Below are 23,722 nucleotides of genomic sequence, written 5' to 3' on the forward strand. Positions count from 1 at the left end.
AAATCGAACCTCACCACCCAACCGGCGGTGAGGTTTTTCTTTACCCTCAGAGCTTTCCCCTTGTTCACGCCACGCCCCGCTTGTTAGCACTTCGGCGAAACAACCTGGCGAGGCACTGACGATGCGATCTTTCCCTCCGATGCAGACCGTCTCAACCGGGTTGGTTGTGGCCATTGTCGGGTTCTTCAGCTCGTTTCCCATCGTGCTGCAGGGGTTGGGCGCGATGGGAGCTTCATCGCAGGAAGCCGCCTCGGGTCTGATGAGTGCGGCGATTGCCATGGGGCTTGCAGCCATCGTCCTCAGCCTGCGGTACAAAATGCCGATCAGCGTTGCGTGGTCGACCCCGGGGGCCGCTCTGTTAGCCGTTTCGGCCACCCCGGTCGAGGGATTTTCAGGCGCGATTGGTGCGTTCCTGTGCGCCGGAGCATTAACGGTTCTGGCAGGGCTGTGGAAGCCGCTGGGACGATTGGCAGCAGCAATTCCCACAACACTGGCGCAAGCAATGCTGGCAGGTGTGCTCTTGCCACTATGCCTTGTGCCCTTCCAGGCGGCGGTCGAGATTCCATGGCAGGCGTTGCCGGTGATCCTGACGTGGTTTGTCGCGGGCCGTTTCAATCGGTTGATCGCGGTTCCGGCAGCTGTGGTCACGGCGGCTATTATTGTGTCGCTGAACGCAGGAGATGCCCAATTGATGCCGGATCGTTTGATCGCGGCTCCGATCTGGACCATGCCATCATTCTCGGTCGCGTCGGCCATCGGGATCGGCGTACCGCTGTTTATCGTCACGATGGCGACACAGAATATCCCCGGCGTCGCGGTGATGCGCAGCTTTGGCTTTGATCCTGTTCCCGGCCGGTTGTTTTCATCCGTCGGTGGCGCAAGCATGCTTTCGGCCCCTTTCGGGGCGCCCGCAACCTGCCTGGCCGCAATCACCGCAGCGATGTGTTCCAACGAGGAAAGCCACCCCGAACCGGCGCAGCGTTATTGGTCGGCAATCATGGGTGGCGTGTTCTACTGCCTCTTCGGTATCTTTGCCGTGGCGATCACCAGTTTTGCCGCCCATGCCGACCCGCTGCTTATGGGCACTCTGGCAGGTGTGGCCCTGATCGGGGTCCTGGCCAATGCCATGCATGCCGCACTGGACGTCCCTGTCGAGCGCGAAGCGGCTATTTTGACACTGGCCATCACAGCCTCTGGAATAACGGTTTTTGGATTGGGCGCGGCAGTCTGGGGGCTGTTGGCTGGCGGTATCGCATATCTGGCAACAAACCGAGTGCGCTGAGCCCTTTCATCAGAACCCCTCAGGCGGTAAAATGAGCGCATGTTCGGATCGCTTGGAAAACTGATTGAACGCCAGATCAAAAAGGCGCAGGCCGAAGGCCAACTGCAGGGTCTTGAAGGCGAAGGTGCCCCGTTACCCGACCGCTCGGGCGAGGCACAAGGCGATCCCGCCATTGCTGCGGGTCATCGGATCATGGCGCAGGCCGGAGTGCTACCCGAGGAGTTCGACATCAAGAAACAGCTCGACGCCGCCCGCAAGGAGTTTGCAGCGCTGACTGACAATCAGGACCGCAGGGCCGCAATGGCAAAGATTGCTGATCTTGAGATGCGATACAACATGGCCCGCGATGCACGGCGCGCATTCATGCGGTGATCATTTGAACTCGGGCTTTCGGCCCTGCATCTGTGCCATGACAACTTCCATTTGATCCGACTTACCGATCAGGTCGACCTGTTCGGTAGATTCGGCCAACAGCACATCAGCACGGTCACGGGTTTCGGCCACATCAATCAACCGTTTGGCGGCGCGGATGGCGGACGGGCTTTTACCCGCGATGTCCTCGGCCAGCGCAAGCGCTTCGGTCAGGGGATCATCCGACAGTTTGGTAACAAGCCCCCAATCTGCCGCCTGTGGCGCTCCAATAGGGCGGGCGGTATAGGTCAGCAGGCGCAGCACGTCCGAGCGCACGAGCTCTGGCAGCAGAACCATGCCGCCCATGTCGGGGATAATGCCCCATTTCATCTCCATCACTGCCAGCTTGGCTTCGGGATGCGCGATGCGGATGTCAGCACCCAGCGCGATCTGTAGCCCACCGCCATAGGCGACGCCTTGAATAGCGCAGATCACCGGCACCGGGACGCGCCGCCAGATCAAGGCAAGTTCCTGCATTTCGTTGGCATCTTCGTGGCTGCGGGTCATCAGCCATTCGCTTGGGTCTGTGTGCGCCATGCTGGCAAAGCTGGCCATATCGAGCCCAGCGCAAAAGCTTTTGCCTTCCCCCGATAGCACCACCGCGCGGATGTCGGCTGCGGCGACCTCTTGACCGGCCGAAAGGATCGCCTTGATCATCGCATCGTCCAGCGCGTTCATCTTGTCGCCACGGGTCAGCGTGACACGTGCGATGTGGTCTTTGTATTCGATGGATACGCGGGACATGGGACCTCCGGGGCGTGTTTTGTTGTGTAAACATGCCAGCAAGACGCCAGCAGCGCCACAGCGACGTCAGGGCAAACCGCACATCCGAAGCCTACTTTGAACTTCTGGCAAGGCTTGCCCCGCCTGATCGGTTGCGCTTATCTGCGGCCATGACTGGTCCTCGTTATACCCCGCTTGCCCTCACACTGCCCGCGACCGTGCCTTTTGTCGGCCCCGAAACGCAGGAGCGCCAACGTGGCGCGCCCTTCGTGGCCCGGATCGGTGCGAATGAAAGCGTGTATGGCCCGTCCCCGCGCGCCATCGATGCAATGCAACGGGCCGCAGGCGAGATATGGATGTATGGCGATCCCGAGAATTACGAACTACGCCATGCGCTGGCGGTACATCATGGGGTTGCGCCTGAAAATATCGTGGTTGGCGAAGGCATTGACGGGTTGCTGGGCTATCTGGTGCGCCTGCTGGTTGGTCACGGCGATGCAGTTGTGACTTCGGATGGAGCTTATCCGACTTTCAATTACCACGTGGCCGGGTTTGGTGGGGTATTGCACAAGGTCCCCTACCACGACGATCACGAGGACCCGACGACGCTGTTCGCCAAAGCGGCGGAGGTAGACGCCAAGTTGGTCTATCTGGCCAACCCGGACAACCCGATGGGAACATGGCATTCAGGTGAGGATATCGTGTCCGCTCTGGAGGCTTTGCCAGAGGGCTGTTTGGTGGTTCTTGACGAGGCATATGTCGAATGCGCGCCCGAGGGGACCGCTGCACCTGTCGCTGCTGATGATTCACGTGTGATCCGGATGCGAACATTTTCCAAGGTTTATGGCATGGCCGGGGCGCGGGTAGGCTACGCTATCGGCTCGCCCGAGTTGATTGCGAGCTTCAACAAAGTGCGCAACCATTTCGGCATGAACCGAGCCGCGCAGGCAGGGGCATTGGCCGCGCTAAAAGATGACGATTGGCTGACGCATGTGCAGCAAAGGATTGCCGGGTCCCGGAACCGCATCGAAGAGATTTCACGGTCGAATGGTCTGGTGCCTTTGCCGTCTGCGACAAACTTTGTGGCGATTGATTGTGGGCGCGATGGGGTGTTTGCCAAGGCCGTGTTGGACGCGCTCGTTGAACAAGGCGTGTTCGTGCGGATGCCATTTGCCGCGCCCCAGAACCGGTGCATTCGGGTCAGCTGCGGAGGTGAGGCGGAAATGGCGGCGTTTGAAGCTGCTCTGCCCACGGCCTTGGCAAAAGCCCGAGCCTCGTAAAGGGGGCTGTCTGCCCCCTATCGCGCACATGCGCGATTTCCCCCGAAGGTATTTCGGGCCAGATGAAGAGGCGGATCGGGCTTATCCGGCCAGCGTCGCGGCGGCGGCTTCGAGCGCACCCTGACCACGGGGTATATCGAGCGCAGCCATAGCGGTTTCGACGCCACCCAGCATGGCCATGACCATTTGAGCGTTTACGTGCCCCATGTGGCCAAGGCGGAAGCAGCCATCCCAATCCTCCATTCCCAGACCGATGCCCAGCGTCAGACCCAGTTGGGTTTCGGTATAGCTGCGCAGCGGCGTGCCGCGCCCCTCGGTCAGGCGGAGGGCAGTGACCGCGTGGCTGCGATGGGCCGGGTCGGCGACGTTGAAATGCAGCGCGCCACCTTGCGCCCAGATTTCACAGGCGGCCCAGATGGCCGTTGCCAGGTGTTCGTGGCGGGCCCAGACCTGTTCGATCCCTTCGCCATGGATCAGGTCGAGCGCGGCGCGCAGGCCATACAGGTGGTGGGTTGGCGCGGTGCCGTTGAAATACTGATAGAACAGATCTGGATTGGCGCGTGGTTGCCAGTCCCAATAATGCGAGACGCGGGGCATTGTGGCGCGCTTGGCTTGCGCCTTGTCGTTGAAGAAGACAAAGCCGGTGCCCGCCGGGGTCATCAGCCCTTTCTGGCAAGCCGTGACAGTGACGTCGACACCCCAGGCATCCATCTCGAACCGGTCGCAGCCCATCGACGCGATGCAGTCAGCCATCAGCAAAGCTGGGTGGTCAATGTCGTCGAGCAACGCTCGCAAGGCCGGGATATCGTTGCGGATCGATGTGGACGTATCGACGTGGACCGCAAGGACCGCTTTGATCTTGTGGCTGGTATCGTTACGCAGGGCCTCGGCGATGCGGTCAAGATCCCAGGGCGAGGACATGCCGAAATCGATCAGGTCAACCTTGGCGCCGATTCCTTCGGCCATCTCGGCCCAACCGTGGGTGAAGCGGCCAGAGGCCGGGGCAAGCACGGTTTCACCGGGTGCAATGACGTTGGAAAGCGCAGCCTCCCATGTACCGTGACCATTAGCGATATAGATGGCGACGTTGTGCTGAGTTCCGGCAACGCGTTTCAGATCTCGGGTGAGCGCGGGCATCATCTCGATCAATTCACCGTCATAGATATTGGGCGACGGACGGTGCATCGCTTGCAGCACCGTATCGGGCATGACCGAAGGGCCGGGGATGGCCAGATACTCGCGCCCATGCGCGAGGGAGGTTTGGTTTGTCATGAGGGCAACCTGTTTGAATTGAGGCCTACCCTAGCGTCTTGCCCTGCGGCGTCAATCCAGCAGACTGGCGGCCTCGCGGGCAAGTGTTTCGATCCCGGACCAATCACCGTTTTGAACCATCTGCTTCGGCGCGACCCAGCTGCCGCCGGCGCAGACAACATTCGACAGTGACAGGTAATCGAGGGCATTTGACGGCGATACGCCACCAGTTGGGCAGAAGGTGATCTGCGGTAGCGGTGCGCCGATGGCTTTTAGGGCGGGAGCCCCTCCTGAGGCCTCGGCGGGGAAGAATTTCAGCATGTCATAGCCCTTTTCCAGCAGAGCCATGGCTTCGCTTGCAGTAGCCGCACCGGGGAGAAGGGGCAGACCTTCGGCTTCGCAGGCGGCGATCAGGGCATCGGTCGCACCGGGGGAGACGCCGAACTGAGCGCCAGCCTCTTTGGCAGCGCGGACATCTTCGGGCGTGACCAGTGTACCCGCCCCGACAACACCGCCGGGGACGTTGGCCATGGCGCGGATCGCGGCGAGCGCGGCGGGAGTGCGCAAGGTGACTTCAAGCGCCGGGAGGCCACCGGCGACCAAAGCTTCGGCCAACGGGCGCGCATGGGCCGCGTCGTCGACGACCAGGACTGGAACAATCGGGGCCAGCGCGCAGATCTCGCGGGTGCGTTGGGTTTTGGACATTGGGTTACACTCCGAAAATGCTGGCGCCGGTGTCGGCTGAGCCGACATTCTGACGGAAGGCGCCGAAGAGGTCACGGCCAACACCGTGTTGGTTTGCCGTAAGGTCGGCGGTGGCCGGATTGCGGTCGAGAACACCGGGGGTCAGGATTTCCAACTCGCCCTTGACCGCATCAACGCGCAACAGGTCACCGTCTTGCAGATAGGCGATCGGTCCACCATCCAGCGCCTCGGGGCAGACATGGATGGCGGCGGGCACTTTGCCGGATGCGCCCGACATACGGCCATCGGTGACCAGAGCCACCTTCTGCCCCCTGCCCTGCAGGATCGACAGGATCGGCGTCAGCGAATGAAGTTCAGGCATACCGTTGGCTTTTGGCCCTTGGAAGCGAACAACAACGATGACGTCATCGGTGAATTCTCCGGCTTTGAAAGCGGCTTTAACGGCGTTCTGGTCGTGGAATACACGCACGGGCGCTTCGACCACTTGGTGTTCAGGTGCTACAGCCGACACCTTCATGACCCCTGTGCCCAGATTGCCCGTCAAGCGAGAGAGCCCGCCCGTGGGTTGGAACGGGTCTTTGGCCGGGCGAACGATCTTTTCGTTCAGACTGTGGCCCGCGCCCTCTTCCCAGACCAACTCGCCGTCTTTCAGCTTGGGTTCTTTGGTGTAGTTGTGCAGGCCCTGCCCCGCGACAGTCAGCGTATCGGGGTGCAGCAAGCCATCTTCCAGCAGCGTACCGATGGCGAAGCCCAGGCCACCCGCAGCGTGGAAGTGGTTCACGTCTGCCAGACCGTTGGGATAGACGCGCGCGACCAAAGGCACGACAGCGGAGATGTCGGAAAAATCCTCCCAGTCCAGCACGATACCACCGGCACGCGCCATGGCGATCAGGTGGATCAGTAGGTTGGTGGAACCGCCGGTGGCCATCAGGCCGACGATGCCATTGACGAAAGCGCGCTCGTCAAGGATCTGGCAGACCGGTGTGTAGTGATTGCCCAGCGCGCTGAGAGACAGGGCGCGGCGCGCGCCTTCCTCGGTCAGGGCATCGCGCAGGGGGGTGTTGGGGTTGATGAAGCTGGACCCTGGCAGGTGCAGGCCCATGAATTCCATCAGCATCTGGTTGGTGTTGGCAGTTCCGTAGAAGGTGCAGGTGCCGGGGCCGTGATATGCGGCCATTTCGGCCTTCATCAGCTCTTCGCGGCCCACCTCTCCGGCGGCGAATTTCTGGCGGACCTTGGCCTTTTCGTCATTCGGCAGGCCACTGGTCATCGGACCTGCAGGCAGGAAGACGGCAGGAAGATGCCCAAAGGCTTGCGCGCCGATGATCAGGCCGGGCACGATCTTGTCACAGACGCCCAGGAAAACGGCGGCGTCATAAGTGTTGTGGCTTAGCGCCACTCCGGTCGCCAGCGCGATCACATCGCGCGAGAACAGCGAGAGTTCCATCCCCGCCTCGCCTTGCGTGACGCCGTCGCACATGGCTGGCACGCCGCCTGCAACCTGCGCTGTGCCGCCTGCTGCGCGGATCGCATCGCGGATCAGGGCCGGGTAGCGTTCGAAAGGCTGATGGGCCGAGAGCATATCGTTATAGGCGGTAACGATCCCCAGATTGCCAGCCGTGCCGGTGGCCATGGAGTCCTGATCTTCGCCCGCCCCGGCATAGGCGTGGGCCTGCCCGCTGCAGGACAGGTGCGCACGCGCAGGGCCCTTGGATTTGGCCTGCTCCATTCGTTCAAGATGCGGACCACGCAGATCGGCGCTGCGGTCGATGATGCGTTTGGTGACGTCGGATATAACTGTGTTGACCATGATTACCCTCCGATCTGACGCCAGCGGCGCCCATCGCGATGCATCAGCATCAATGCTTCTTCGGGCCCCGAACTGCCCTGATCGTATTTCGCGGGCTTATCTCCACGCTCTTCCCAGCCGTGAATGATGGGATCGACCCAGGCCCATGCGGCCTCGGCTTCATCCCCGCGCATGAACAAAGTCTGGTCGCCGCGGATGACATCCATGATCAAGCGTTCATAGGCATCCGGGGATTGGCCGTCGTCGCCCAGCGCATCAGCGAAACTCATATCGAGTGCAACGTCGGACAGGCGGAACCCGCCCTGCCCCGGTTCCTTGATGGTGGTGCGGAGCGTGATGCCTTCGTCCGGTTGCAGGCGGATCACCAGCACGTTGCCATGCAATGGGCCGACATTCGGAAAAATCGTATGCGGCGGGTCGCGGAAGAACACTGCAATCTCGGATTCACGTGCGCGCAGGCGCTTGCCGGTCCGCAGATAAAACGGGACACCGGCCCAGCGCCAGTTGCCGATATGCGCCTTCAGCGCAATGAAGCTTTCGGTACGGCTGGCGGGGTTGCCGACGTGATCCAGATAGCCATCGCCCCCTTTTTTGGTGCGGTACTGACCACGAGCGATATCCTTGGGTTCCACCGGCTCCAGCGCTTCGATCACTTTGACTTTCTCATCGCGCACCGCGTTGGGTGAGAATTTCGAAGGCGGTTCCATCGCCGTCAGGCACAGCAATTGAACCAGATGGTTCTGGATCATGTCGCGCATCGCGCCGGATTGATCGTAATAGGCGCCGCGCCCCTCGACACCCACGGTCTCGGCCACCGTGATCTGAACATTATCCACGTGGGTGGCATTCCAAAGCGGTTCGAAAAGCGAGTTGGCAAAGCGCAGCGCCATCAGGTTCTGCACGGTTTCCTTGCCCAGATAATGATCGATCCGGTAAATCTGATGTTCTTCAAAACAGGCCCGCAGCCCTTCGTTCAACGCTTTGGCTGATGCCAGATCGTGACCAAAGGGTTTCTCGACCACGATACGACTGTCAGGTGTGGACAGGCCGTACTCGTTCAGACGTTGGGCGATGCCCGAGAAAAGGCTTGGGCCTACTGACAGATAGAAGGCGCGTACCACATCCGGTCGCAGCGTTTTCGCAAGGTCAGACCAACCCGCATCGCCAAGCGCATCTACCGGAACATACTCGACGCGGGTCAGAAAGCGATCAAGCGTATCCTTTTTGAAACCCGGCGCAAACTCTTGCATCGACGCACGCAGCTGTTCACGGAACCCGTCGCTGTCCATGTCGGATCGGGCGGTTCCAATGATGCGCGCATCCTCAGGCATCTGGCCGACTTCGAAGCGATGATAGAGGCCCGGCAGGATTTTACGCTGCGCCAAATCGCCCGTCGCGCCGAACAACACCAGGTCGAACGGATCTACCGGAATTACGCGTGAGACCATTGCAAGGCTCCTTTCGAATTCCCCGCCAGCATAAGCGAGGTTTCAGCCCGGGATTAAAACGCATGTGCGTCATTAGCTATGTTATCGCTAACATTCATCGGCTGAATAGAAAACCTGAGCGCAAAAATCAAGCGCGGATTTGCAGCTGGCATCGCGGAAGATCAGTCAGGACTGCGTCCGCAGCCAGTCCATCACCGCCGGACGCACGGATTGTTCTCCACGATGGCGGGCATCGGCGATAATTTTACGCACATCCTGAAGGTTCGACCGCAACAACAGGCTTTTGACCGGCCCGATTGAGGCCGGGCGCATCGAAAGGGTACGGATGCCCATGGCCGCGAGACACAGCGCCTCGACCGGGCGGCCGGCATCTTCGCCACAGAAGCTGAGCGGTGTGTCCGAGATCGAGCATCTCTCAACGATACGTTCAATGAAACTCAGAAAGCTGACATTCAGAGTATCGTAGCGACGGCGAACCAGTTCATTTTCGCGGTCGGCGGCGAAGAAAAACTGTTTCAGGTCGTTCCCACCGATCGAGATAAAGCCGACTTCGTCAAAGAACTTCTGCGGCGCAAAGGCAAGTGAAGGCGTTTCCAGCATCGCCCCCACTTCGAGCGATTCAGGCAGAACATGGCCCAGGCGCCGTTCACGCTCGATCGTTTTCTTGACCTCCCAGCGCGCCTCACGGAATTCGTCAGCCTGCGCGACAAACGGGAACATGATCGTCAGGGGGCGGCCATCGGCGGCCCGGATCAGCGCCTGCAACTGCATCCGCATCACGCCGCGCTTGTCCAGACCCACCCGGATCGCCCGCCAGCCCAGCGCAGGGTTCGGTTCTTCCACATGCTTCATATAGGGCAGAACTTTGTCTGACCCGATATCGAGTGTACGGAACACCACACGCTTTTCGCCCGCAGCATCCAGAACCCGTTTGTATTGCGTCACCAGCTCGGATCGCTTGGGCATCTGATTGCGGATCAGAAACTGCAACTCAGTGCGGAACAGGCCCACTCCCTCGGCACCAGAATTGCTAAGTGAGGGCAGATCGGCCATCAGGCCCGCATTCATCACCATGTTGATTCGCGCACCATCCTGAGTAACGGTGGGCGTTTCACGGATCGAGGCGTAGCGCTCCTGCGCTTTGGCCTCCATCGCGATCTTGTCACGGAATGCACTAACGACGGTGTCTTCGGGGCGCAGATGAACGACACCGCTATCGCCATCAACCAGAATGTGATCGCCGTTCAGGGCTTCGGTGGTGATGCGGCCTACATGCACCACCAACGGGATCGCCAACGCGCGCGCCACGATAGTGGCATGGCTTCCGACCGAGCCTTCTTCCAACACGATCCCTTTGAGAGAACGGCCATATTCAAGCAGATCACCGGGGCCGATATTTCGCGCAATTAGGATCGGATCGGGCGGCAGGTCAGCCCCATTTCCGTTACCCTGTCCAGTCAAAATTCGCAGCAACCGATTGCTGAGGTCGTCCAGATCGGCCAACCGTTCACGTAAATACGGATCGGTGACCTGCCCCATGCGGGCCCGCGCCTGAGATTGTTCTTTCTCGACCGCCGCCTCTGCGCTGAGACCAAGAGCGATGTCCTCCTCCATCCGGCGCATCCAACCCTTGGAGTTGGCGAACATCCGGTAGGCTTCCAGAACCTGCAACTGCTCTTTGTCGCCGCCCTGAGAAATCTCAAGCATCTTGTCGACGCCGACGCGTAGCTCTTCAACTGCCTCGGTCAGCCGCTCACGCTCACGATGCGGGTCTTCGGCAATGGGATTGGTGACAACAACACGAGGTTCATGCAGCCAGACATGGCCTTCAGCAGATCCCTCCTGCGCCGGGCCACCGGTAAGTTGCACCGATTGCTGGTGCAGCGGTGACAAGGCCGCGCCTTCGCCGACGAACGCGCCCAGTTCGGCCATTTCGGCCAGAACCATCGCGACAACTTCCAGCGCATAAACCTCATCCGCCGAAAACTCGCGCGCGTCCCGGGACTGAACCACCAGCACGCCCAGTTTCTGACCCAGACGCTGTACCGGCACACCAAGAAAGGACGAATACCGTTCCTCGCCGGTTTCCGGCATGTACCGAAAGCCCTTGGCCGAGGGCGCGTCCGCCGTATTCACCACCTTGCCAGATTTGGCGACGCGACCGACCAGCCCTTCGCCCATACGCATCCGCGTCTTGTGCACCGCTTCTGGGGACAGACCTTCGGTGGCGCACAGTTCAAGCGTATCCTCATCCCGAAACAGGTAGATCGAGCAAACTTCGCGACCGGTACTGTCGGCGATCAGGTGCGTGATCCGGTCAAGACGTTCCTGACCGGCGGCTTCGCTCGCCATTTCTTCGCGCAGCCGTCCCAGCAACTTGCGAGATTCTGTTTCCGTGCCTTCCGCCATGGCCCACCCACGTTACGGTTTCAGACAGGACACTTGGCTGAAAGCTCAGGCCGCCTTGTCCAGTTCAAAGGCATCATGCAGTGCCTGAACCGCAAGTTCCATGTATTTCCTGTCGATCAGGACGGAAATTTTAATCTCGGAGGTTGTAATGACCTTGATGTTAATCCCCTCATCCGAGAGAATCTTGAACATCTTGGCCGCAACACCGGATTGCGAGCGCATGCCGATCCCGACAACTGAGACCTTGCAAACATCCTCATCCGCAACCAGTTCGGCGTAGTTCAGCTCACCCTGATCCTTGATCGCCAGCAATGCCTTTTCGGCGCGGGAGACCTGATTGGTCGGACAGGAGAAGGTCATGTCGGTGCGCCCTTCGTCCGAGATATTCTGGACGATCATGTCCACGTTCACGCCCTCGTCGCTGAGCGCGGTAAAGATGATCGAGGCGATGCCGGGACGGTCCGCCACCGAAACGACGGTCATCTTGGCTTCGTCGCGGGAATAGGCCACACCGGCCACAACATTGGATTCCATGATATCCTCCTCGTCGCAGACCAGTGTACCGGCCTCGTCGGCTTGTTCCTCAAAGCTTGAAAGAACGCGCAGTTTCACCTTGTAGCGCATCGCCAGCTCGACCGAGCGGGTTTGAAGCACTTTGGCCCCCAGCGAGGCCAGTTCGAGCATTTCCTCGAACGAGATTTTGTCCAGCTTGCGCGCCTTTTCACAGATGCGCGGGTCGGTCGTATAGACACCGTCCACATCCGTATAGATGTCGCAGCGCTCGGCTTCGAAAGCGGCAGCAAAAGCCACCGCAGTGGTGTCCGAACCGCCCCGACCCAGCGTGGTGATGCGACCTTCGGGGCTGATGCCCTGGAAGCCCGCGACCACCGCAACGCGCATCCCTTCGCCGAATTTCTGGTTGATATTCTCGGGCGGGATTTCTTCGATCCGGGCCGCTGAATGAGCACCGTTGGTGATCAGCGGCACCTGCCAACCCTGCCAGCTGCGCGCCGGGATGTCCATTTCCTGCAGGGTCAGCGCCATCAGGCCAGCTGTAACGTTTTCACCAGAGGAGACAACGGCATCATATTCGCGCGCGTCATAGAGCGGAGAGATTTCATCGACCCAGCCCACCAGCTCGTTGGTCTTGCCGGACATCGCCGAAACGATGACGATGACGTCATAGCCTTTGGCTACCTCGACACCAACCCGTTTGGCAGCACGGCGGATCCGGTCCAGATTGGCGACCGATGTGCCGCCGAATTTCATCACGAGTACGGGCATGGGGGCTAGTGTCTCCGCGCCTTGAATTTCTGATCCCGTGCCTCTTATGCGAGGGGGGGCGCAAGGGCAAGTGGGCAAAGTCTGCACCGCAGTGCTTTACTTTGGTCGTGCGTGGTGTAAGCGTTCGGTCAAAGTCTTATTCCACGAGGATTTCAATGTTCCGCTTTGCCCTTGCCCTAAGCCTGGTTTCGACTGCCGCAAATGCCCAAGTGGCCACCCTATCGGGAACGGATGGCGAGAACTCTTTAGGCACCGTTCCATGCGCTGCATTGGCAGGTGATACACTGGCCAGTTGTCCGGCCGAATTGCGGAAGCGCGAAGATGGAACGGCGACGTTGGCGGTTCAGTTGAACACTGGCGAGGTTCGGCGGATTTACTTCACCAAAGGCGTGCCGGATTCCAGCAGTTCGACATCGAAACTGACCTATGAGACACGCGGTGATATCATGGTGATCTTCATTGATCCCGGTGAAGTCTACGAAATCCCCAAGGCGGCCCTGAACTCTCAGTAAGGGTGCGCCCGACCATCCCAGGTTTCAAAACAACCGGTAGTATCGAGCGAGAGAGCCGCAAATCGCTCGATCAAGCCGTTTGCCGCCTGATCGACCGTGATCTCTGCCGCAGTTCCGCCCATGTCCGTCTGCACCCAGCCCGGATGGTAGATTCCCACCGCAATGCCATCCGCCTGTAGGTCAGTCGCTAGGTTGCGGCCCAAATTCAGCGCCGCCGCCTTTGACGCACGGTAGATATAGCTGCCACCCGGCGCGCGCGTATGTGACGCCATCTGAGACGAAACGATGGCGATCCGGCCCCGCGCGGTACACAGGTTCGGCAACAAGGACTGGATGGTAAGAAACACGCCTGTCACGTTGGCGGCGAAGCTTTGCGCCCACATCTCGGCGGGATAGCCACTAATGTCGTGTCCTTTGTCCAGATAAACGCCCGCATTGCAGATCAGCAGGTCAATCTGGCGGCCTCGCAGTTGCTCGGCCATTGCAGCGTGCTGTTCTGGGTCCGTGACATCCAGCACGATATCTGCGCTACCGTCCCGGGCAGTTCCGGTCACTTCATGACCTTCTGCACGATACTGATCCGCAATGGATTTCCCGATCCCTCGGTTCGTGCCCGTAATAACGATGTGCATGGGTCAGTTGGTCTTGCGGCTAGGAACAAACGGCAACGGTGCGACCGGCACGCCGTCTTCAATCAGCGATTGCGCCTCTTCGGGCTTGGCCTCACCATAGATCGCGCGCTCGGGCGCATCCCCCAGATGGATTTTGCGGGCTTCTTTGGCGAAATCCTTGCCCACATAGTCCGAGTTTTCCTCGACCTTTCGACGCAGTTCGCTGAGGACCTCAGCGATCTCGGGCGAAGGTGTTGCCATGCTGATCTCATCCGCAGAAGGCTGCGCTGGTGCAACCTCGGTCACCGCCTTGCGCGCAGGCCGGACACGCGGTGTCATCACCGCCTTTTCCACCTTGTCGCAGCCGCATACCGCGCAGGTTACCAACCCGGCCGCTGACAGTTTGTCAAAGCCGGCTGCGGATTGAAACCAACTGTCAAAGCTGTGGTCATTGCTGCATTTCAATGCGTATTGAATCATATCACATCCAAAGTCCGGTTGGCGAATAGATACCGACCAACATGGCAATATCAAGTCTTGATCTTGGCCCGCTATTGCCGATGCAACCCGAATCCGCCCAAAAGCGCAGCAAGATCGGGCGACGACACCTTCAACGATGCCTTTTTGGGCGAAACCCATTTGCGCCTGCGCTCACCCGCTTCGGGAAACTGCGCCTCCAATCGCTGCACATGCAGCGGAAACACATCAACTAGACACAGCGCCGATGGCTTGCCAGGCCGGTTCTTGATATAGGCAAACCGACCAAGGCTTTCGCTTCCGCACTGCCCCAAAACACCAGCCTCTTCCCAGGCCTCGCGGGCGGCTGTTTCAGACGGGGTCAGCCCGTTGATCAACCAACCCTTGGGAATGATCCAGCGCCGTGCCCTGCGCGTTGTGATCAATAAAATCTCTGGCAGGTCATCATTGGTTCGATAGCAAAGCGCAGCGGATTGTGCATAAACAGGCAGCGCCCCGGAAAGGGAGAGGTTTTCTGCCGAAAGCCCGGCAATCGCATCAATACTGCGCCCGTCAAACACGGTTCATATCCACTGCTCGCTCCGCTTATGTTGCGGTTTATAAAGTGATATTTATCATATCCGGCAGAGTCTGCCAAGCTTTACGGGAAAGCCCCCTTGTTCAGAGCCATCCGCCCCGACAAACGCCGCACCAGCTCGTCATGAGGGATGTCGGCATCAATCGCCAATCGACGCAGCCCAAAATGCACATGCGCGATCTGCTGGTAGTAGCGGGTATAGACAAAATTTGTACCGCCCCCGGCAAGCGCCCCAAGCAACGGTACAGACTGCGCCGCCAGCTTCTGGCCCAGCACTACGGACAGGCGCGGCGCCACCATCGCAATGAAGCGTTGCATGGTCGGTCCGGTCAGGGTCATGCGCATTGAGAAAAAGCCCAGATCAGCCCCGTCATCCTCGGCCAAAGGACCTGCGGCTGACAAGACTCGGATCGAGTCGAATTTCACGTTCTCGGCGGTCGGATCAAATCCTTCCCGCATCGCTGCGCCTTGGATCGCGCGCAGCATCATGGCGGTTGTCGCGGGCAGCTCGACAAGTGCTGTGGACACTCCACCCAGACCTCCGGCTGCGCCCATGGCAGTAGTCAAGGCTGTGTTGACCCATGGTTTCTGGTCCGGCACGGCACGCCGAGAGCCTTCGGCCGCATGCATGGCAAGCCAAAGCGCCTGTTCGGTTGCTTCGGTCAGACCTTCTCGCACCGGCTTAGGTAACTGATCCAATAAGGATTCCGCCGAACCACCAAGCTTGTTCAGCAGATTCACTCCTGCGCCACCTGCCGCACCGTACAGCTGCGCAAGCCGATCAAGCTCGGCCTCGGGATCGAGTTTTTCGACAAGAACCACGTCCTGCATCTGTGCCCTCCTGTCCTGAAAACATCGGGACTTTGCAGCGGGTTTTCAATGGGTCAACGGGTCCAGCGACTAACAAGCCCCTGAATTTCGGACCAAACTCCGGGGGTCAGTTCCAAACCCAGTATGCGATCAGGGTTGGTGGGCGGGGGCATTTCGACACCCGTCAGCGGGGTGAACCCGAACCGGGCATAATAGGGCGCATCGCCCACAAGCATGACGCGATCCCACCCTTTGGCGCGCCCGGCCTCTACCCCCTGATGGATCAGATATCCGCCCAACCCTTCGCCTTGATGGGTCGGGTGGACCGCCACTGGACCTAGCAGCAGCGCGTCATGTTCACCCACATGCACGGGCCAGAACCGGATTGCACCAGCCAGAATGCCCTGCCCATCGCGCGCGACCTGCGACAGGCCAGCGACAGGCGGCACGTCATCGCGCAGACGATAAGACGACAACGCCTCGCGCCCCGGAGCAAAGCACAGGTCATAGAGCGCTTCGACCTCCCACCAGTCTTCCGGCTCTTCCGGCCTGATCTTGAATTGCTGCACGCGCGCCCTCTTATCCTTGCTGGAAATCGCCCTAGCACTTCGATAGGCCTTGGGCAAACGCTTGGAGTCCATATGTTCTATCGCCCCGAAGACGGCCACGGCCTGCCGCACAACCCCTTCAACGCCATCATAACCCCACGCCCGATCGGCTGGATTTCGACGCGCGATGCTGACGGGATCAACAACCTGGCCCCGTATTCCTTCTTCAATGGTGTCGCTTATACACCGCCCCAGGTGATGTTCGCCTCAACCGGCTCCAAACACGATCAGGATGGCGGCAAGGACAGCATCGCCAATATCGAGGCCACGAAGGTATTCTGTGTCAACGTGGTGGCCCATGCGCATCGCGACGCAATGAATGCCAGCTCAGAGGGTTTGGGAAAGCACGTCGACGAGTTCACTCATGCTGGGCTGACACCCGTTGAATGCGAAACCATAAATTGCTCTCGGGTCGAGGGAGCGCCCGCAGCGCTGGAATGCAAACTTACCCAGATCGTAACTCTGCCGGGTGAGTCCAATCGGGTGGTGTTCGGAGAGGTCACTGGTGTGCACCTGCACGATGACCACATCCGTGACGGCAAATTTGACGTGACCTCATTCAACCCGCTCGCGCGGTTGGGTTATCGGGACTATTCTGTGGTGACAGAATTGTTCAGCCTTTCACGCCCGGATGACTAATGCCACTGCCTGATCCTACACGCAGATATCCGATTGTTCTGCCCGACGGCTCTAGCCACAACGGAACAGTGTTTCTGTCTCAGGCCATCGATCATCCCCGCTTTGAGGCAGGAGCTTACACTTATGCGTCGGATTTCGATGCACCGAAGGACTGGGCGCAGCGGCTTGCACCGTATCTGTTTCCCTTTTCAGAAGAAAAGCTGATGCTGGGCAAGTTCTGCCAAATCGCTCATGGAGTAAGGTTTATCACTGCCTCCGCAAATCACGCGACCGATGGCTTGACCTGCTTTCCATTTCCAATCTTCGATCCGGATCGCATGTCAGGCTACCAGCCTGATACACGTGATACCGTTATCGGGCACGATGTCTGGATCGGTTACGGAGCTTTGATTTTACCCGGAGCGCAGATCGGAAATGGCGCGATTGTTGGCGCAGGCTCGGTCGTGCGGGGTCAGGTTCCACCCTATGCAGTCGTTACCGGCAATCCGGCAAAAGTCCGGCGCTATCGTTTTGATCGCGATGTGATTGAAAGGCTGCAAGACTTGCGATGGTGGGATTGGCCCGCAGAAACCATCACTCGGGCCGAAGATGCCTTGCTTTCAGGCAATATCGATGCGTTGGAGCGCATTGCTTCCGAGATATAAGGCGGCCAATCCGGCCGCCCTTTCGCGTATTCAGTGCCCGCCCAGAATACCGGTGCGGACCGAATAATCCACAGCCAGTTCGTAATCCGGGTCATCATCGCTGTCGACCATCAGATGGCCGGCCTTGTTCAGCAGTGTATGACAGTCACGGCTCAGGTGCCGCAGCATGACGCGTTTGCCAGCCGCTTCGTATTTGGCGGCGATGTTTTCGATAGCCTGCAGCGCGGATTGGTCCACCACACGGCTGGCTGCAAAGTCGATGATGACGGTCTCGGGGTCGTTTCTTACGTCGAACAGCTCCACGAAGCCCTCGGACGAACCAAAGAACAGCGGGCCCTGAATTTCATAGACCTTCGCCCCTTCTTCCGTTTCCGAGTCGCGCGTAACCGCGTGGATGCGTTTGGCGTTATTCCATGCATAAGCCAGGGCAGAGACAATCACACCGACCACAACAGCCACCGCAAGGTCTTCCATCACGGTGACGACTGTCACCAGTACGATCACGAACGCATCCATCAAAGGCACTTTGCGCATGATCTTCAGCGAATTCCAGGCGAAGGTTCCGATCACCACCATGAACATCACACCGACAAGTGCGGCCAGTGGAATCTGCTCGATCAGAGGCGAACCCACTAGGATGAAGAGCAACAGAAACAGCGCTGCAGCGATACCTGCGATACGCGTGCGCCCGCCTGACTTCACGTTGATCATCGACTGACCGATCATCGCACAACCGCCCATACCGCCGAAGAAGCCAGTGACCACGTTCGCTGTGCCTTGCGCGATACATTCCTGCGAGGCACCACCGCGCTTGCCGGTAATCTCACCCACAAGGTTCAGCGTCAGCAGGGATTCAATCAGACCGATTGCGGCAAGGATCAGGGCATAGGGCAGGATGATTTCAAAGGTCTCCCAGTTCAGCGGCACCATAGGTATATGGAAGCTGGGCAGGCCGCCTTCGATCGAAGCCAGATCACCGACACGCGGGACGTCCAGCCCAATGCCAATGACCAAAGCAGCGACAACAAAAATCCCGGCCAGAGGCGCTGGGATGACGCGGGTGATGCGGGGCATGATCCAGATCACAGCCATGGTCAGAGCAACCAGACCCAGCATTGTGTAGAGCTGTAGGCCTGAAAGCCACTCGCCACCGCCCATGCCGTGGCCGGTATTTTCCATGGTTCCGGGCACTTTGAATTGCCCCAGCTGCGCCAGAAAGATCACAATCGCCAGGCCGTTCACAAAGCCCAGCATCACCGGATGCGGCACAAGTCGGATGAACCGGCCCCAATGCATCGCACCTGCGATGATCTGCATAATCCCCATCAGCACCACCGTTGCGAACAGGTATTCGACCCCGTGTTGTGCGACCAGTGCGACCATGACAACCGCAAGCGCCCCGGTCGCGCCCGAGATCATGCCGGGGCGACCACCGATCAACGCAGTGATCAGACCGACCAGAAACGCCGCGTAAAGCCCGACCAGAGGGTGCACCCCGGCGACAAAGGCAAAGGCCACGGCTTCGGGGACCAGCGCCAAGGCGACGGTGAGACCGGACAGCAGTTCGATCCGCAGGCGGGAAAAGGTCAATCCCTCATCCGGGACCCAGCGCAAATCGGGTTTGGCTATACGATTGGCAAAGCTTGCCAGCATGGCTCGGGGCATGGATCGGTCCTGTTGGTCGGTATTGTTCGCGCGAAAGGGGCCTTCTAGCGGTCAAACCGGTCTCGAGATACCGCGCCAGGCGGGACCCTGATATGCGCCCTGCGCATAGCTTGACCCAAGCGCACACAAACCGTTGAACCCACTTGTCAAAAGGTGCTGTGGCCCGCAGAACTCACACAGCAGGAATTTTCAACGGAGAGCACTCGTGACCCAAACAAAAATCGCCGTCATTGGAGGATCGGGCATTTATGACATCGATGGTCTGGAGAATGCCGAGTGGGTCACAGTAGAAACGCCATGGGGCGATCCGTCGGATCAGATCCTGACCGGGTCGCTGGATGGGGTCGAAATGGCCTTCTTGCCGCGTCACGGTCGCGGACATGTGCACTCGCCGACCGAGGTGCCCTATCGCGCCAATATCGACGCGTTGAAACGGCTTGGCGTAACGGATGTGATCTCGGTCTCGGCCTGCGGGTCGTTCCGCGAACATATGGCGCCGGGTGATTTCGTGATCGTGGATCAGTTCATCGATCGAACATTTGCCCGTGAAAAGAGCTTTTTCGGGACTGGCTGCGTCGCCCATGTCAGTGTTGCGCATCCGACCTGCCCGCGCCTGTCGGACGCTTGCGAGACTGCTGGCAAGACGGCTGGCATCACCATCCACCGAGGTGGAACCTATCTGGCGATGGAAGGACCGCAATTCTCGTCATTGGCGGAATCCAAATTATATCGCGAACAATGGGGGTGCGACGTGATCGGCATGACCAACATGCCCGAAGCGAAACTCGCCCGCGAGGCCGAGCTTTGTTATGCCTCAATCGCCATGGTCACCGACTATGACAGCTGGCACCCTGATCACGGTGAAGTCGACGTGGCCGCGATCATCGCCACGCTGACCGGTAATGCGGAAAAAGGCCGGGCATTGGTCAAAGGTCTGCCCGCTATGCTGGGGACCGACCGTGCGCCCTGCCCGCATGGCTGCGACCGGGCGCTGGAGTATGCCATCCTGACCGCGCCTGAAAAGCGCGATCCGGAATTGTTGGCCAAGCTGGATGCTGTGGCTGGGCGGGTGTTATGAACTCAGTTCTGAGACAGGTTCTTTTGCACCTCGTCCCATAGGCCATGCGACCACAAATCGTTGTGGGTACCGTCGGGGATCACGTAAATCTGCGCGGTATCGGACATCTCGGCCAGAGCTTTTCCGTGATGCAGTGGAATAGTTTCATCCTCGGTGCCGTGAAAAATCAACGTCGGCACCGAGATCTGTTCGATAAGATCACGTGTGGCGAACTGATCCCTCATCAAGGCTGAGACCGGCAGGAAAGGATAGCGTTCCGCCGCGACATCAACGGTTGCAGTGAACGGGGCCTCAAGCACCAGAAGTTCTGCATCGGGACGCTCGGCTGCCACAGCGGCAGCAATGCCGGTGCCGAGGCTCTGACCGTGCAGCACCACAGCTTTGCCCTGACCCGCCAGCCTGTCATAGAGCTGAACTCCATCAGAGATCAGCGCCAGTTCCGAGGGCTCGCCTTCGCTGCCCGAAAAGCCGCGATAGCTGGGGGCAAGCAGCCCGTAGCCCGAGTTGAGGATTTCGCGCAGCCGTTCAGCACGGTCCCCCAGATTGCCGCTTTGGCCGTGGAAGAATAGGACGGTCGGTGCATCCGGGATTGCAGCGGGTGCAGCCCAGACCGTCAGGGCAGTACCATCAGCCATTGTCAGCGACAGCGCATCAACATCCGCCAACCCCACCGAAGCCGGATCCGGTAACGTACCTTCGGGTTTGTACAGCAGAGATTGCTGGTTGAAAAACATGTATCCGAGGACGCCCGCATACAAGATCGCCCCGGTCAACAGCAGTCCTACCAAGATGCTTTTGAGGCGCTCGACTCCGGATCTGGCGCGGCCGGTATCGGCCTCAGCGTGTTGGGTTTGAACCATGGCTCCCTCCTTTGGGTCGCATTGCGAGAGTGGGGTACATTGGAGGCGTTTCAAGATGCATAAGCCAAGCTTCATCCAATCTTAAACCTGTTGCGGCAATCCCAGATCGCATTGCACGCCTGAATTCCCTGCCCCATGTCCTCGGTGTTTAGGCGACCCCGGCTTCGCAAATCCGAACGCCAACCCGTTGGAGTCGGTGTTTCACCACGAGAATGCGCCCGCAAAGCCTTGACCAATACGTCGTGCCAAGGCTTGGTGTGGGAAACACTCTAATAGGATACTCCATGTCCATTGAAATCTGGCTGGCCTTTGTGGCCGCTTCGACCGCGCTGCTGCTGATCCCAGGCCCGACCGTGTTGCTGGTGCTTAGCTATGCGCTGTCGAAAGGACGCAGTGTGGCGGTTGCTTCGGCCACTGGGGTCGCATTGGGGGATTTGGTGGCGATGACCGCGTCGCTGCTGGGGCTGGGGGCGCTGGTGCTGGCCTCTGCCACACTGTTTACCGTGCTGAAATGGGTTGGGGCAGCCTATCTGGTCTGGCTGGGTGTCAAACTCTTGCGCAGCGCGCCGTCGGGCGGGCTGCAAGCAATTGAAACCGAACGTGACGTGACCGCCCGCAGTGTTTTTGGCCATGCCGCTGCAGTCACCGCGCTGAACCCGAAGTCCATTGCCTTCTTCATCGCTTTCGTACCGCAATTCTTGCGTCCAGCCGAACCTTTGGGTCCGCAATTCGCGATCCTGATCGCAACATTTGTGGGTCTCGCGGGGCTGAACGCGCTGGCCTATGCGCTGCTGGCGGACAAGCTGCGCCGTATGATCGGACGTGCGAATGTCATCACGACCATGACCCGGTTCGGAGGGTTGACCCTGATCGGAATGGGCATCGCCACAGCGGTTCTGCGCCGCCCGGCGTGATTTCAGTTTTCAGCGTTTTCCTTCATGAACCCCCGGATAAACCGGCGGATTTCGCGGGCGGCAGAGGTGTCCAGATCCCTGCACAGCTCGACGAATGCATCGCGCTCATCCTTGTCGAGGCGCAAAACCAACTGACTGTTTTTCTTGGTAGATTTCTTTCCATCTTTCTTGGTCACACGTCCAGTCCCCGTCCTGCCCTTGATTCTAAGTGCGATGCATTGTATATACATAGAATATAAAATGTAGATATCGCGCACATAACAGCAAAAGTGAGATTAAAGCAATGAACCTTCATGTCGCGCAAGCCATTCTTCTTCGGGATCAACGCAACTGGCGCAAGCCGCACCTAGCCTGGCTTCCGAACGCGCTGTATCGCTACTACGGCCTGCCTAACGACATGCGCGGCCGCAGCAAGTAGCCGCAGGGGCCAGAGTTCTCTTGCATGACCGCACCTTATGGGCGAAATACCCCGCGCGTGTTTGATGCCAAAGGGGTGGCCCATGTCCAGAAACAAAACGGTCAAGGATTACATTCGGACCATCGTCGATTTCCCGCATGAAGGGATCATGTTCCGCGATGTCACCACCCTGTTTGCCGACCCGCGCGGGTTCCGCATGGCAATCGACCAGATGTTGCACCCTTACGCCGGTGAGCGAATCGACAAGGTTGTAGGCCTTGAGGCGCGCGGCTTTATTCTGGGCGGTGCGATTGCCCACCAGCTGAGCGTTGGATTCGTGCCGATCCGCAAAAAGGGCAAACTGCCCGGCACCACGATCAGCCAGGACTACAAGCTGGAATATGGCGAGGCGATCGTCGAAATTCACGATGACGCCATCCAGCCGGGTGAGAAGATCCTGGTCGTTGATGATCTTCTGGCTACCGGAGGCACCGCCGCCGCGGGGATCAAGCTGATCGAACGGCTGGGCGGCGAGATCATCTCATGCGCGTTCATCATCGATCTGCCCGAATTGGGTGGTCGCAAAGCGCTGGAAGATTTGGGCATGGACGTGCACGTTCTTTGCGAGTTCGAAGGGCTCTGATCTCCACAAACTTCACAAACTCGTGACTGGAAATCGCGTGCGCCGCAGGCTTAGCGCGATTGGGGTCACATTCAAGAAACAGTTGCCTCTGGATTCTGTGATCTTGTCGCGACCTGACTGCGTACCCCGAATGATGCCACCTAGGGCATTCTCAACAAGGGAAATCATGTCATGTTGCGCAAATTCGCTGTTGCTGGAGTTGCCAGTCTTCTGTTGACCACCTCTGCTTTGGCAGATGGGCACGCCAAGGATATCGTCGATACTGCGGTGGGCGCGGGCAGTTTTGAAACGCTCGTCGCTGCCGTTCAGGCCGCCGAACTGGTTGAAACGCTGAAAGGCGAAGGGCCGTTCACCGTTTTCGCCCCAACGGATGAGGCTTTTGCAGCGCTGCCCGAGGGCACGGTCGAAAATCTGCTGAAGCCCGAAAACAAGGACCAGTTGGTCGCAGTGCTGACCTATCACGTTGTCCCGGGCAAAGTGATGTCGGGTGATCTGTCCGATGACATGACCGCCGCCACCGTGCAGGGCGGAGATATCACCATCGATCTCGACAATGGCGTCATGGTGAATGATGCCAACGTTGTGCAAGCCGATATCGAAGCCGAGAACGGCGTGATCCATGTGATCGACAAGGTCATTCTGCCCGCTTCGTAAAGAACCGCAGCGCCCCGGTATACGTCCGGG

The 23,722-nt window shown here is 59.3% G+C and carries 25 protein-coding genes; 10 read left to right on the forward strand and 15 right to left on the reverse strand.

Features of this window, described 5'->3' with window-relative positions:
* Positions 1 to 121: 121 nt before the first annotated feature.
* Both ACR0I1_RS06650 and ACR0I1_RS06655 read left to right on the forward strand, forming a co-directional pair.
* On the forward strand, positions 122 to 1,282 hold the full coding sequence (locus ACR0I1_RS06650) for a benzoate/H(+) symporter BenE family transporter (RefSeq protein ID WP_480705536.1): 1,161 nt from the start codon (positions 122 to 124) through the stop codon (positions 1,280 to 1,282).
* Between the two features lie 39 nt (positions 1,283 to 1,321).
* Positions 1,322 to 1,654 carry a DnaJ family domain-containing protein gene (locus tag ACR0I1_RS06655; RefSeq protein WP_170511344.1) on the forward strand — a complete coding sequence of 111 codons (333 nt, stop codon included), beginning with the start codon at positions 1,322 to 1,324 and terminating at the stop codon, positions 1,652 to 1,654.
* Here ACR0I1_RS06655 and ACR0I1_RS06660 read toward each other — a convergent pair whose 3' ends face one another.
* Positions 1,655 to 2,437, reverse strand: coding sequence for a crotonase/enoyl-CoA hydratase family protein (locus tag ACR0I1_RS06660; protein ID WP_170564757.1), 783 nt, complete (start codon positions 2,435 to 2,437; stop codon positions 1,655 to 1,657).
* Between the two features lie 149 nt (positions 2,438 to 2,586).
* Here ACR0I1_RS06660 and ACR0I1_RS06665 point away from each other — a divergent pair, with 149 nt between their 5' ends.
* Entirely contained in the window at positions 2,587 to 3,696 is a 1,110-nt protein-coding gene (locus ACR0I1_RS06665; RefSeq protein WP_480705538.1) for a pyridoxal phosphate-dependent aminotransferase, read from the forward strand.
* An 81-nt stretch (positions 3,697 to 3,777) separates the two neighbouring features.
* Here the strand turns inward: ACR0I1_RS06665 and ACR0I1_RS06670 are convergent, their stop codons facing one another.
* The 6 genes from ACR0I1_RS06670 to ACR0I1_RS06695 form a co-directional block, all read right to left on the reverse strand.
* On the reverse strand, positions 3,778 to 4,968 hold the full coding sequence (locus ACR0I1_RS06670) for a pyridoxal-phosphate-dependent aminotransferase family protein (protein ID WP_480705540.1): 1,191 nt from the start codon (positions 4,966 to 4,968) through the stop codon (positions 3,778 to 3,780).
* A 51-nt stretch (positions 4,969 to 5,019) separates the two neighbouring features.
* The gene (gene eda / locus ACR0I1_RS06675; RefSeq protein WP_223117696.1) at positions 5,020 to 5,652 is read right to left on the reverse strand and encodes a bifunctional 4-hydroxy-2-oxoglutarate aldolase/2-dehydro-3-deoxy-phosphogluconate aldolase; all 633 of its coding nucleotides are present in this window, start codon (positions 5,650 to 5,652) and stop codon (positions 5,020 to 5,022) included.
* A 4-nt stretch (positions 5,653 to 5,656) separates the two neighbouring features.
* Complete coding sequence (edd, locus tag ACR0I1_RS06680; RefSeq protein ID WP_480587035.1) at positions 5,657 to 7,462, reverse strand: phosphogluconate dehydratase; 1,806 nt, start codon at positions 7,460 to 7,462, stop codon at positions 5,657 to 5,659.
* Between the two features lie 2 nt (positions 7,463 to 7,464).
* Positions 7,465 to 8,910 carry a glucose-6-phosphate dehydrogenase gene (gene zwf, locus ACR0I1_RS06685; protein ID WP_480705542.1) on the reverse strand — a complete coding sequence of 482 codons (1,446 nt, stop codon included), beginning with the start codon at positions 8,908 to 8,910 and terminating at the stop codon, positions 7,465 to 7,467.
* Between the two features lie 165 nt (positions 8,911 to 9,075).
* Positions 9,076 to 11,319, reverse strand: coding sequence for a phosphoenolpyruvate--protein phosphotransferase (ptsP, locus tag ACR0I1_RS06690; RefSeq protein WP_170397273.1), 2,244 nt, complete (start codon positions 11,317 to 11,319; stop codon positions 9,076 to 9,078).
* A 45-nt stretch (positions 11,320 to 11,364) separates the two neighbouring features.
* The gene (locus ACR0I1_RS06695) at positions 11,365 to 12,603 is read right to left on the reverse strand and encodes an aspartate kinase (protein ID WP_480705545.1); all 1,239 of its coding nucleotides are present in this window, start codon (positions 12,601 to 12,603) and stop codon (positions 11,365 to 11,367) included.
* A gap of 155 nt (positions 12,604 to 12,758) precedes the next feature.
* Here ACR0I1_RS06695 and ACR0I1_RS06700 point away from each other — a divergent pair, with 155 nt between their 5' ends.
* Positions 12,759 to 13,115, forward strand: a complete 357-nt coding sequence (locus ACR0I1_RS06700) for a hypothetical protein (RefSeq protein WP_170397277.1) — start codon at positions 12,759 to 12,761, stop codon at positions 13,113 to 13,115.
* Here the strand turns inward: ACR0I1_RS06700 and ACR0I1_RS06705 are convergent.
* The 5 genes from ACR0I1_RS06705 to ACR0I1_RS06725 form a co-directional block, all read right to left on the reverse strand.
* Entirely contained in the window at positions 13,109 to 13,747 is a 639-nt protein-coding gene (locus ACR0I1_RS06705; protein WP_480705547.1) for an SDR family NAD(P)-dependent oxidoreductase, read from the reverse strand. The two genes, ACR0I1_RS06700 and ACR0I1_RS06705, sit on opposite strands and share 7 nt — an antisense overlap.
* A 3-nt stretch (positions 13,748 to 13,750) precedes the next feature.
* Complete coding sequence (locus tag ACR0I1_RS06710; RefSeq protein ID WP_170736481.1) at positions 13,751 to 14,206, reverse strand: DUF1178 family protein; 456 nt, start codon at positions 14,204 to 14,206, stop codon at positions 13,751 to 13,753.
* A gap of 71 nt (positions 14,207 to 14,277) precedes the next feature.
* Positions 14,278 to 14,763: an NUDIX hydrolase gene (locus tag ACR0I1_RS06715; RefSeq protein WP_170736487.1), complete on the reverse strand. Its 486-nt coding sequence runs from the start codon at positions 14,761 to 14,763 to the stop codon at positions 14,278 to 14,280.
* Positions 14,764 to 14,843: 80 nt separating this feature from the next.
* Positions 14,844 to 15,611 carry an EcsC family protein gene (locus tag ACR0I1_RS06720; RefSeq protein WP_170511359.1) on the reverse strand — a complete coding sequence of 256 codons (768 nt, stop codon included), beginning with the start codon at positions 15,609 to 15,611 and terminating at the stop codon, positions 14,844 to 14,846.
* A gap of 53 nt (positions 15,612 to 15,664) precedes the next feature.
* The gene (locus ACR0I1_RS06725; RefSeq protein ID WP_170397287.1) at positions 15,665 to 16,159 is read right to left on the reverse strand and encodes a GNAT family N-acetyltransferase; all 495 of its coding nucleotides are present in this window, start codon (positions 16,157 to 16,159) and stop codon (positions 15,665 to 15,667) included.
* A 72-nt stretch (positions 16,160 to 16,231) separates the two neighbouring features.
* Here ACR0I1_RS06725 and ACR0I1_RS06730 point away from each other — a divergent pair, with 72 nt between their 5' ends.
* Both ACR0I1_RS06730 and ACR0I1_RS06735 read left to right on the forward strand, forming a co-directional pair.
* Entirely contained in the window at positions 16,232 to 16,837 is a 606-nt protein-coding gene (locus ACR0I1_RS06730; RefSeq protein WP_170397289.1) for a flavin reductase family protein, read from the forward strand.
* Positions 16,837 to 17,481, forward strand: a complete 645-nt coding sequence (locus ACR0I1_RS06735; RefSeq protein WP_170397291.1) for a CatB-related O-acetyltransferase — start codon at positions 16,837 to 16,839, stop codon at positions 17,479 to 17,481. The genes ACR0I1_RS06730 and ACR0I1_RS06735 overlap by 1 nt, the downstream gene beginning before the upstream one ends.
* A 30-nt stretch (positions 17,482 to 17,511) precedes the next feature.
* Here ACR0I1_RS06735 and ACR0I1_RS06740 read toward each other — a convergent pair whose 3' ends face one another.
* Entirely contained in the window at positions 17,512 to 19,146 is a 1,635-nt protein-coding gene (locus tag ACR0I1_RS06740) for a SulP family inorganic anion transporter (RefSeq protein WP_170404268.1), read from the reverse strand.
* Positions 19,147 to 19,351: 205 nt separating this feature from the next.
* Here ACR0I1_RS06740 and ACR0I1_RS06745 point away from each other — a divergent pair, with 205 nt between their 5' ends.
* The gene (locus ACR0I1_RS06745; RefSeq protein ID WP_170511367.1) at positions 19,352 to 20,224 is read left to right on the forward strand and encodes an S-methyl-5'-thioadenosine phosphorylase; all 873 of its coding nucleotides are present in this window, start codon (positions 19,352 to 19,354) and stop codon (positions 20,222 to 20,224) included.
* A 2-nt stretch (positions 20,225 to 20,226) separates the two neighbouring features.
* Here ACR0I1_RS06745 and ACR0I1_RS06750 read toward each other — a convergent pair whose 3' ends face one another.
* The gene (locus ACR0I1_RS06750; protein ID WP_480705550.1) at positions 20,227 to 21,084 is read right to left on the reverse strand and encodes an alpha/beta hydrolase; all 858 of its coding nucleotides are present in this window, start codon (positions 21,082 to 21,084) and stop codon (positions 20,227 to 20,229) included.
* 284 nt (positions 21,085 to 21,368) lie between these two features.
* On the opposite strand from ACR0I1_RS06750, the gene ACR0I1_RS06755 reads away from it, so the two are divergent.
* Entirely contained in the window at positions 21,369 to 21,998 is a 630-nt protein-coding gene (locus ACR0I1_RS06755; RefSeq protein ID WP_170397298.1) for a LysE family translocator, read from the forward strand.
* Positions 21,999 to 22,000: 2 nt separating this feature from the next.
* Here the strand turns inward: ACR0I1_RS06755 and ACR0I1_RS06760 are convergent, their stop codons facing one another.
* Positions 22,001 to 22,174 carry a hypothetical protein gene (locus ACR0I1_RS06760; RefSeq protein WP_170397300.1) on the reverse strand — a complete coding sequence of 58 codons (174 nt, stop codon included), beginning with the start codon at positions 22,172 to 22,174 and terminating at the stop codon, positions 22,001 to 22,003.
* 324 nt (positions 22,175 to 22,498) lie between these two features.
* Here ACR0I1_RS06760 and ACR0I1_RS06765 point away from each other — a divergent pair, with 324 nt between their 5' ends.
* Positions 22,499 to 23,038 (forward strand): adenine phosphoribosyltransferase, encoded by a 540-nt coding sequence (locus ACR0I1_RS06765; protein WP_010441681.1) that lies wholly within the window; start codon positions 22,499 to 22,501, stop codon positions 23,036 to 23,038.
* 171 nt (positions 23,039 to 23,209) lie between these two features.
* Complete coding sequence (locus ACR0I1_RS06770; protein ID WP_170424274.1) at positions 23,210 to 23,692, forward strand: fasciclin domain-containing protein; 483 nt, start codon at positions 23,210 to 23,212, stop codon at positions 23,690 to 23,692.
* Positions 23,693 to 23,722 lie beyond the last annotated feature (30 nt).

This window comes from Ruegeria sp. B11 (genome assembly GCF_056539785.1).

What these genes read in the sequence shown, in the direction of transcription:
- eda (WP_223117696.1), bottom strand. Translation starts at nt 5,652, where the DNA reads ATGTCCAAAACCCAACGCACCCGCGAGATCTGCGCGCTGGCCCCGATT.
- ACR0I1_RS06765 (WP_010441681.1), top strand. Translation starts at nt 22,499, where the DNA reads ATGTCCAGAAACAAAACGGTCAAGGATTACATTCGGACCATCGTCGAT.
- edd (WP_480587035.1), bottom strand. Translation starts at nt 7,462, where the DNA reads ATGGTCAACACAGTTATATCCGACGTCACCAAACGCATCATCGACCGC.
- ACR0I1_RS06660 (WP_170564757.1), bottom strand. Translation starts at nt 2,437, where the DNA reads ATGTCCCGCGTATCCATCGAATACAAAGACCACATCGCACGTGTCACG.
- ACR0I1_RS06730 (WP_170397289.1), top strand. Translation starts at nt 16,232, where the DNA reads ATGTTCTATCGCCCCGAAGACGGCCACGGCCTGCCGCACAACCCCTTC.
- ACR0I1_RS06655 (WP_170511344.1), top strand. Translation starts at nt 1,322, where the DNA reads ATGTTCGGATCGCTTGGAAAACTGATTGAACGCCAGATCAAAAAGGCG.
- ACR0I1_RS06665 (WP_480705538.1), top strand. Translation starts at nt 2,587, where the DNA reads ATGACTGGTCCTCGTTATACCCCGCTTGCCCTCACACTGCCCGCGACC.
- ACR0I1_RS06740 (WP_170404268.1), bottom strand. Translation starts at nt 19,146, where the DNA reads ATGCCCCGAGCCATGCTGGCAAGCTTTGCCAATCGTATAGCCAAACCC.
- ACR0I1_RS06710 (WP_170736481.1), bottom strand. Translation starts at nt 14,206, where the DNA reads ATGATTCAATACGCATTGAAATGCAGCAATGACCACAGCTTTGACAGT.
- ACR0I1_RS06750 (WP_480705550.1), bottom strand. Translation starts at nt 21,084, where the DNA reads ATGGTTCAAACCCAACACGCTGAGGCCGATACCGGCCGCGCCAGATCC.
- zwf (WP_480705542.1), bottom strand. Translation starts at nt 8,910, where the DNA reads ATGGTCTCACGCGTAATTCCGGTAGATCCGTTCGACCTGGTGTTGTTC.
- ACR0I1_RS06670 (WP_480705540.1), bottom strand. Translation starts at nt 4,968, where the DNA reads ATGACAAACCAAACCTCCCTCGCGCATGGGCGCGAGTATCTGGCCATC.
- ACR0I1_RS06770 (WP_170424274.1), top strand. Translation starts at nt 23,210, where the DNA reads ATGTTGCGCAAATTCGCTGTTGCTGGAGTTGCCAGTCTTCTGTTGACC.
- ptsP (WP_170397273.1), bottom strand. Translation starts at nt 11,319, where the DNA reads ATGGCGGAAGGCACGGAAACAGAATCTCGCAAGTTGCTGGGACGGCTG.
- ACR0I1_RS06695 (WP_480705545.1), bottom strand. Translation starts at nt 12,603, where the DNA reads ATGCCCGTACTCGTGATGAAATTCGGCGGCACATCGGTCGCCAATCTG.
- ACR0I1_RS06705 (WP_480705547.1), bottom strand. Translation starts at nt 13,747, where the DNA reads ATGCACATCGTTATTACGGGCACGAACCGAGGGATCGGGAAATCCATT.
- ACR0I1_RS06755 (WP_170397298.1), top strand. Translation starts at nt 21,369, where the DNA reads ATGTCCATTGAAATCTGGCTGGCCTTTGTGGCCGCTTCGACCGCGCTG.
- ACR0I1_RS06700 (WP_170397277.1), top strand. Translation starts at nt 12,759, where the DNA reads ATGTTCCGCTTTGCCCTTGCCCTAAGCCTGGTTTCGACTGCCGCAAAT.
- ACR0I1_RS06650 (WP_480705536.1), top strand. Translation starts at nt 122, where the DNA reads ATGCGATCTTTCCCTCCGATGCAGACCGTCTCAACCGGGTTGGTTGTG.
- ACR0I1_RS06735 (WP_170397291.1), top strand. Translation starts at nt 16,837, where the DNA reads ATGCCACTGCCTGATCCTACACGCAGATATCCGATTGTTCTGCCCGAC.
- ACR0I1_RS06720 (WP_170511359.1), bottom strand. Translation starts at nt 15,611, where the DNA reads ATGCAGGACGTGGTTCTTGTCGAAAAACTCGATCCCGAGGCCGAGCTT.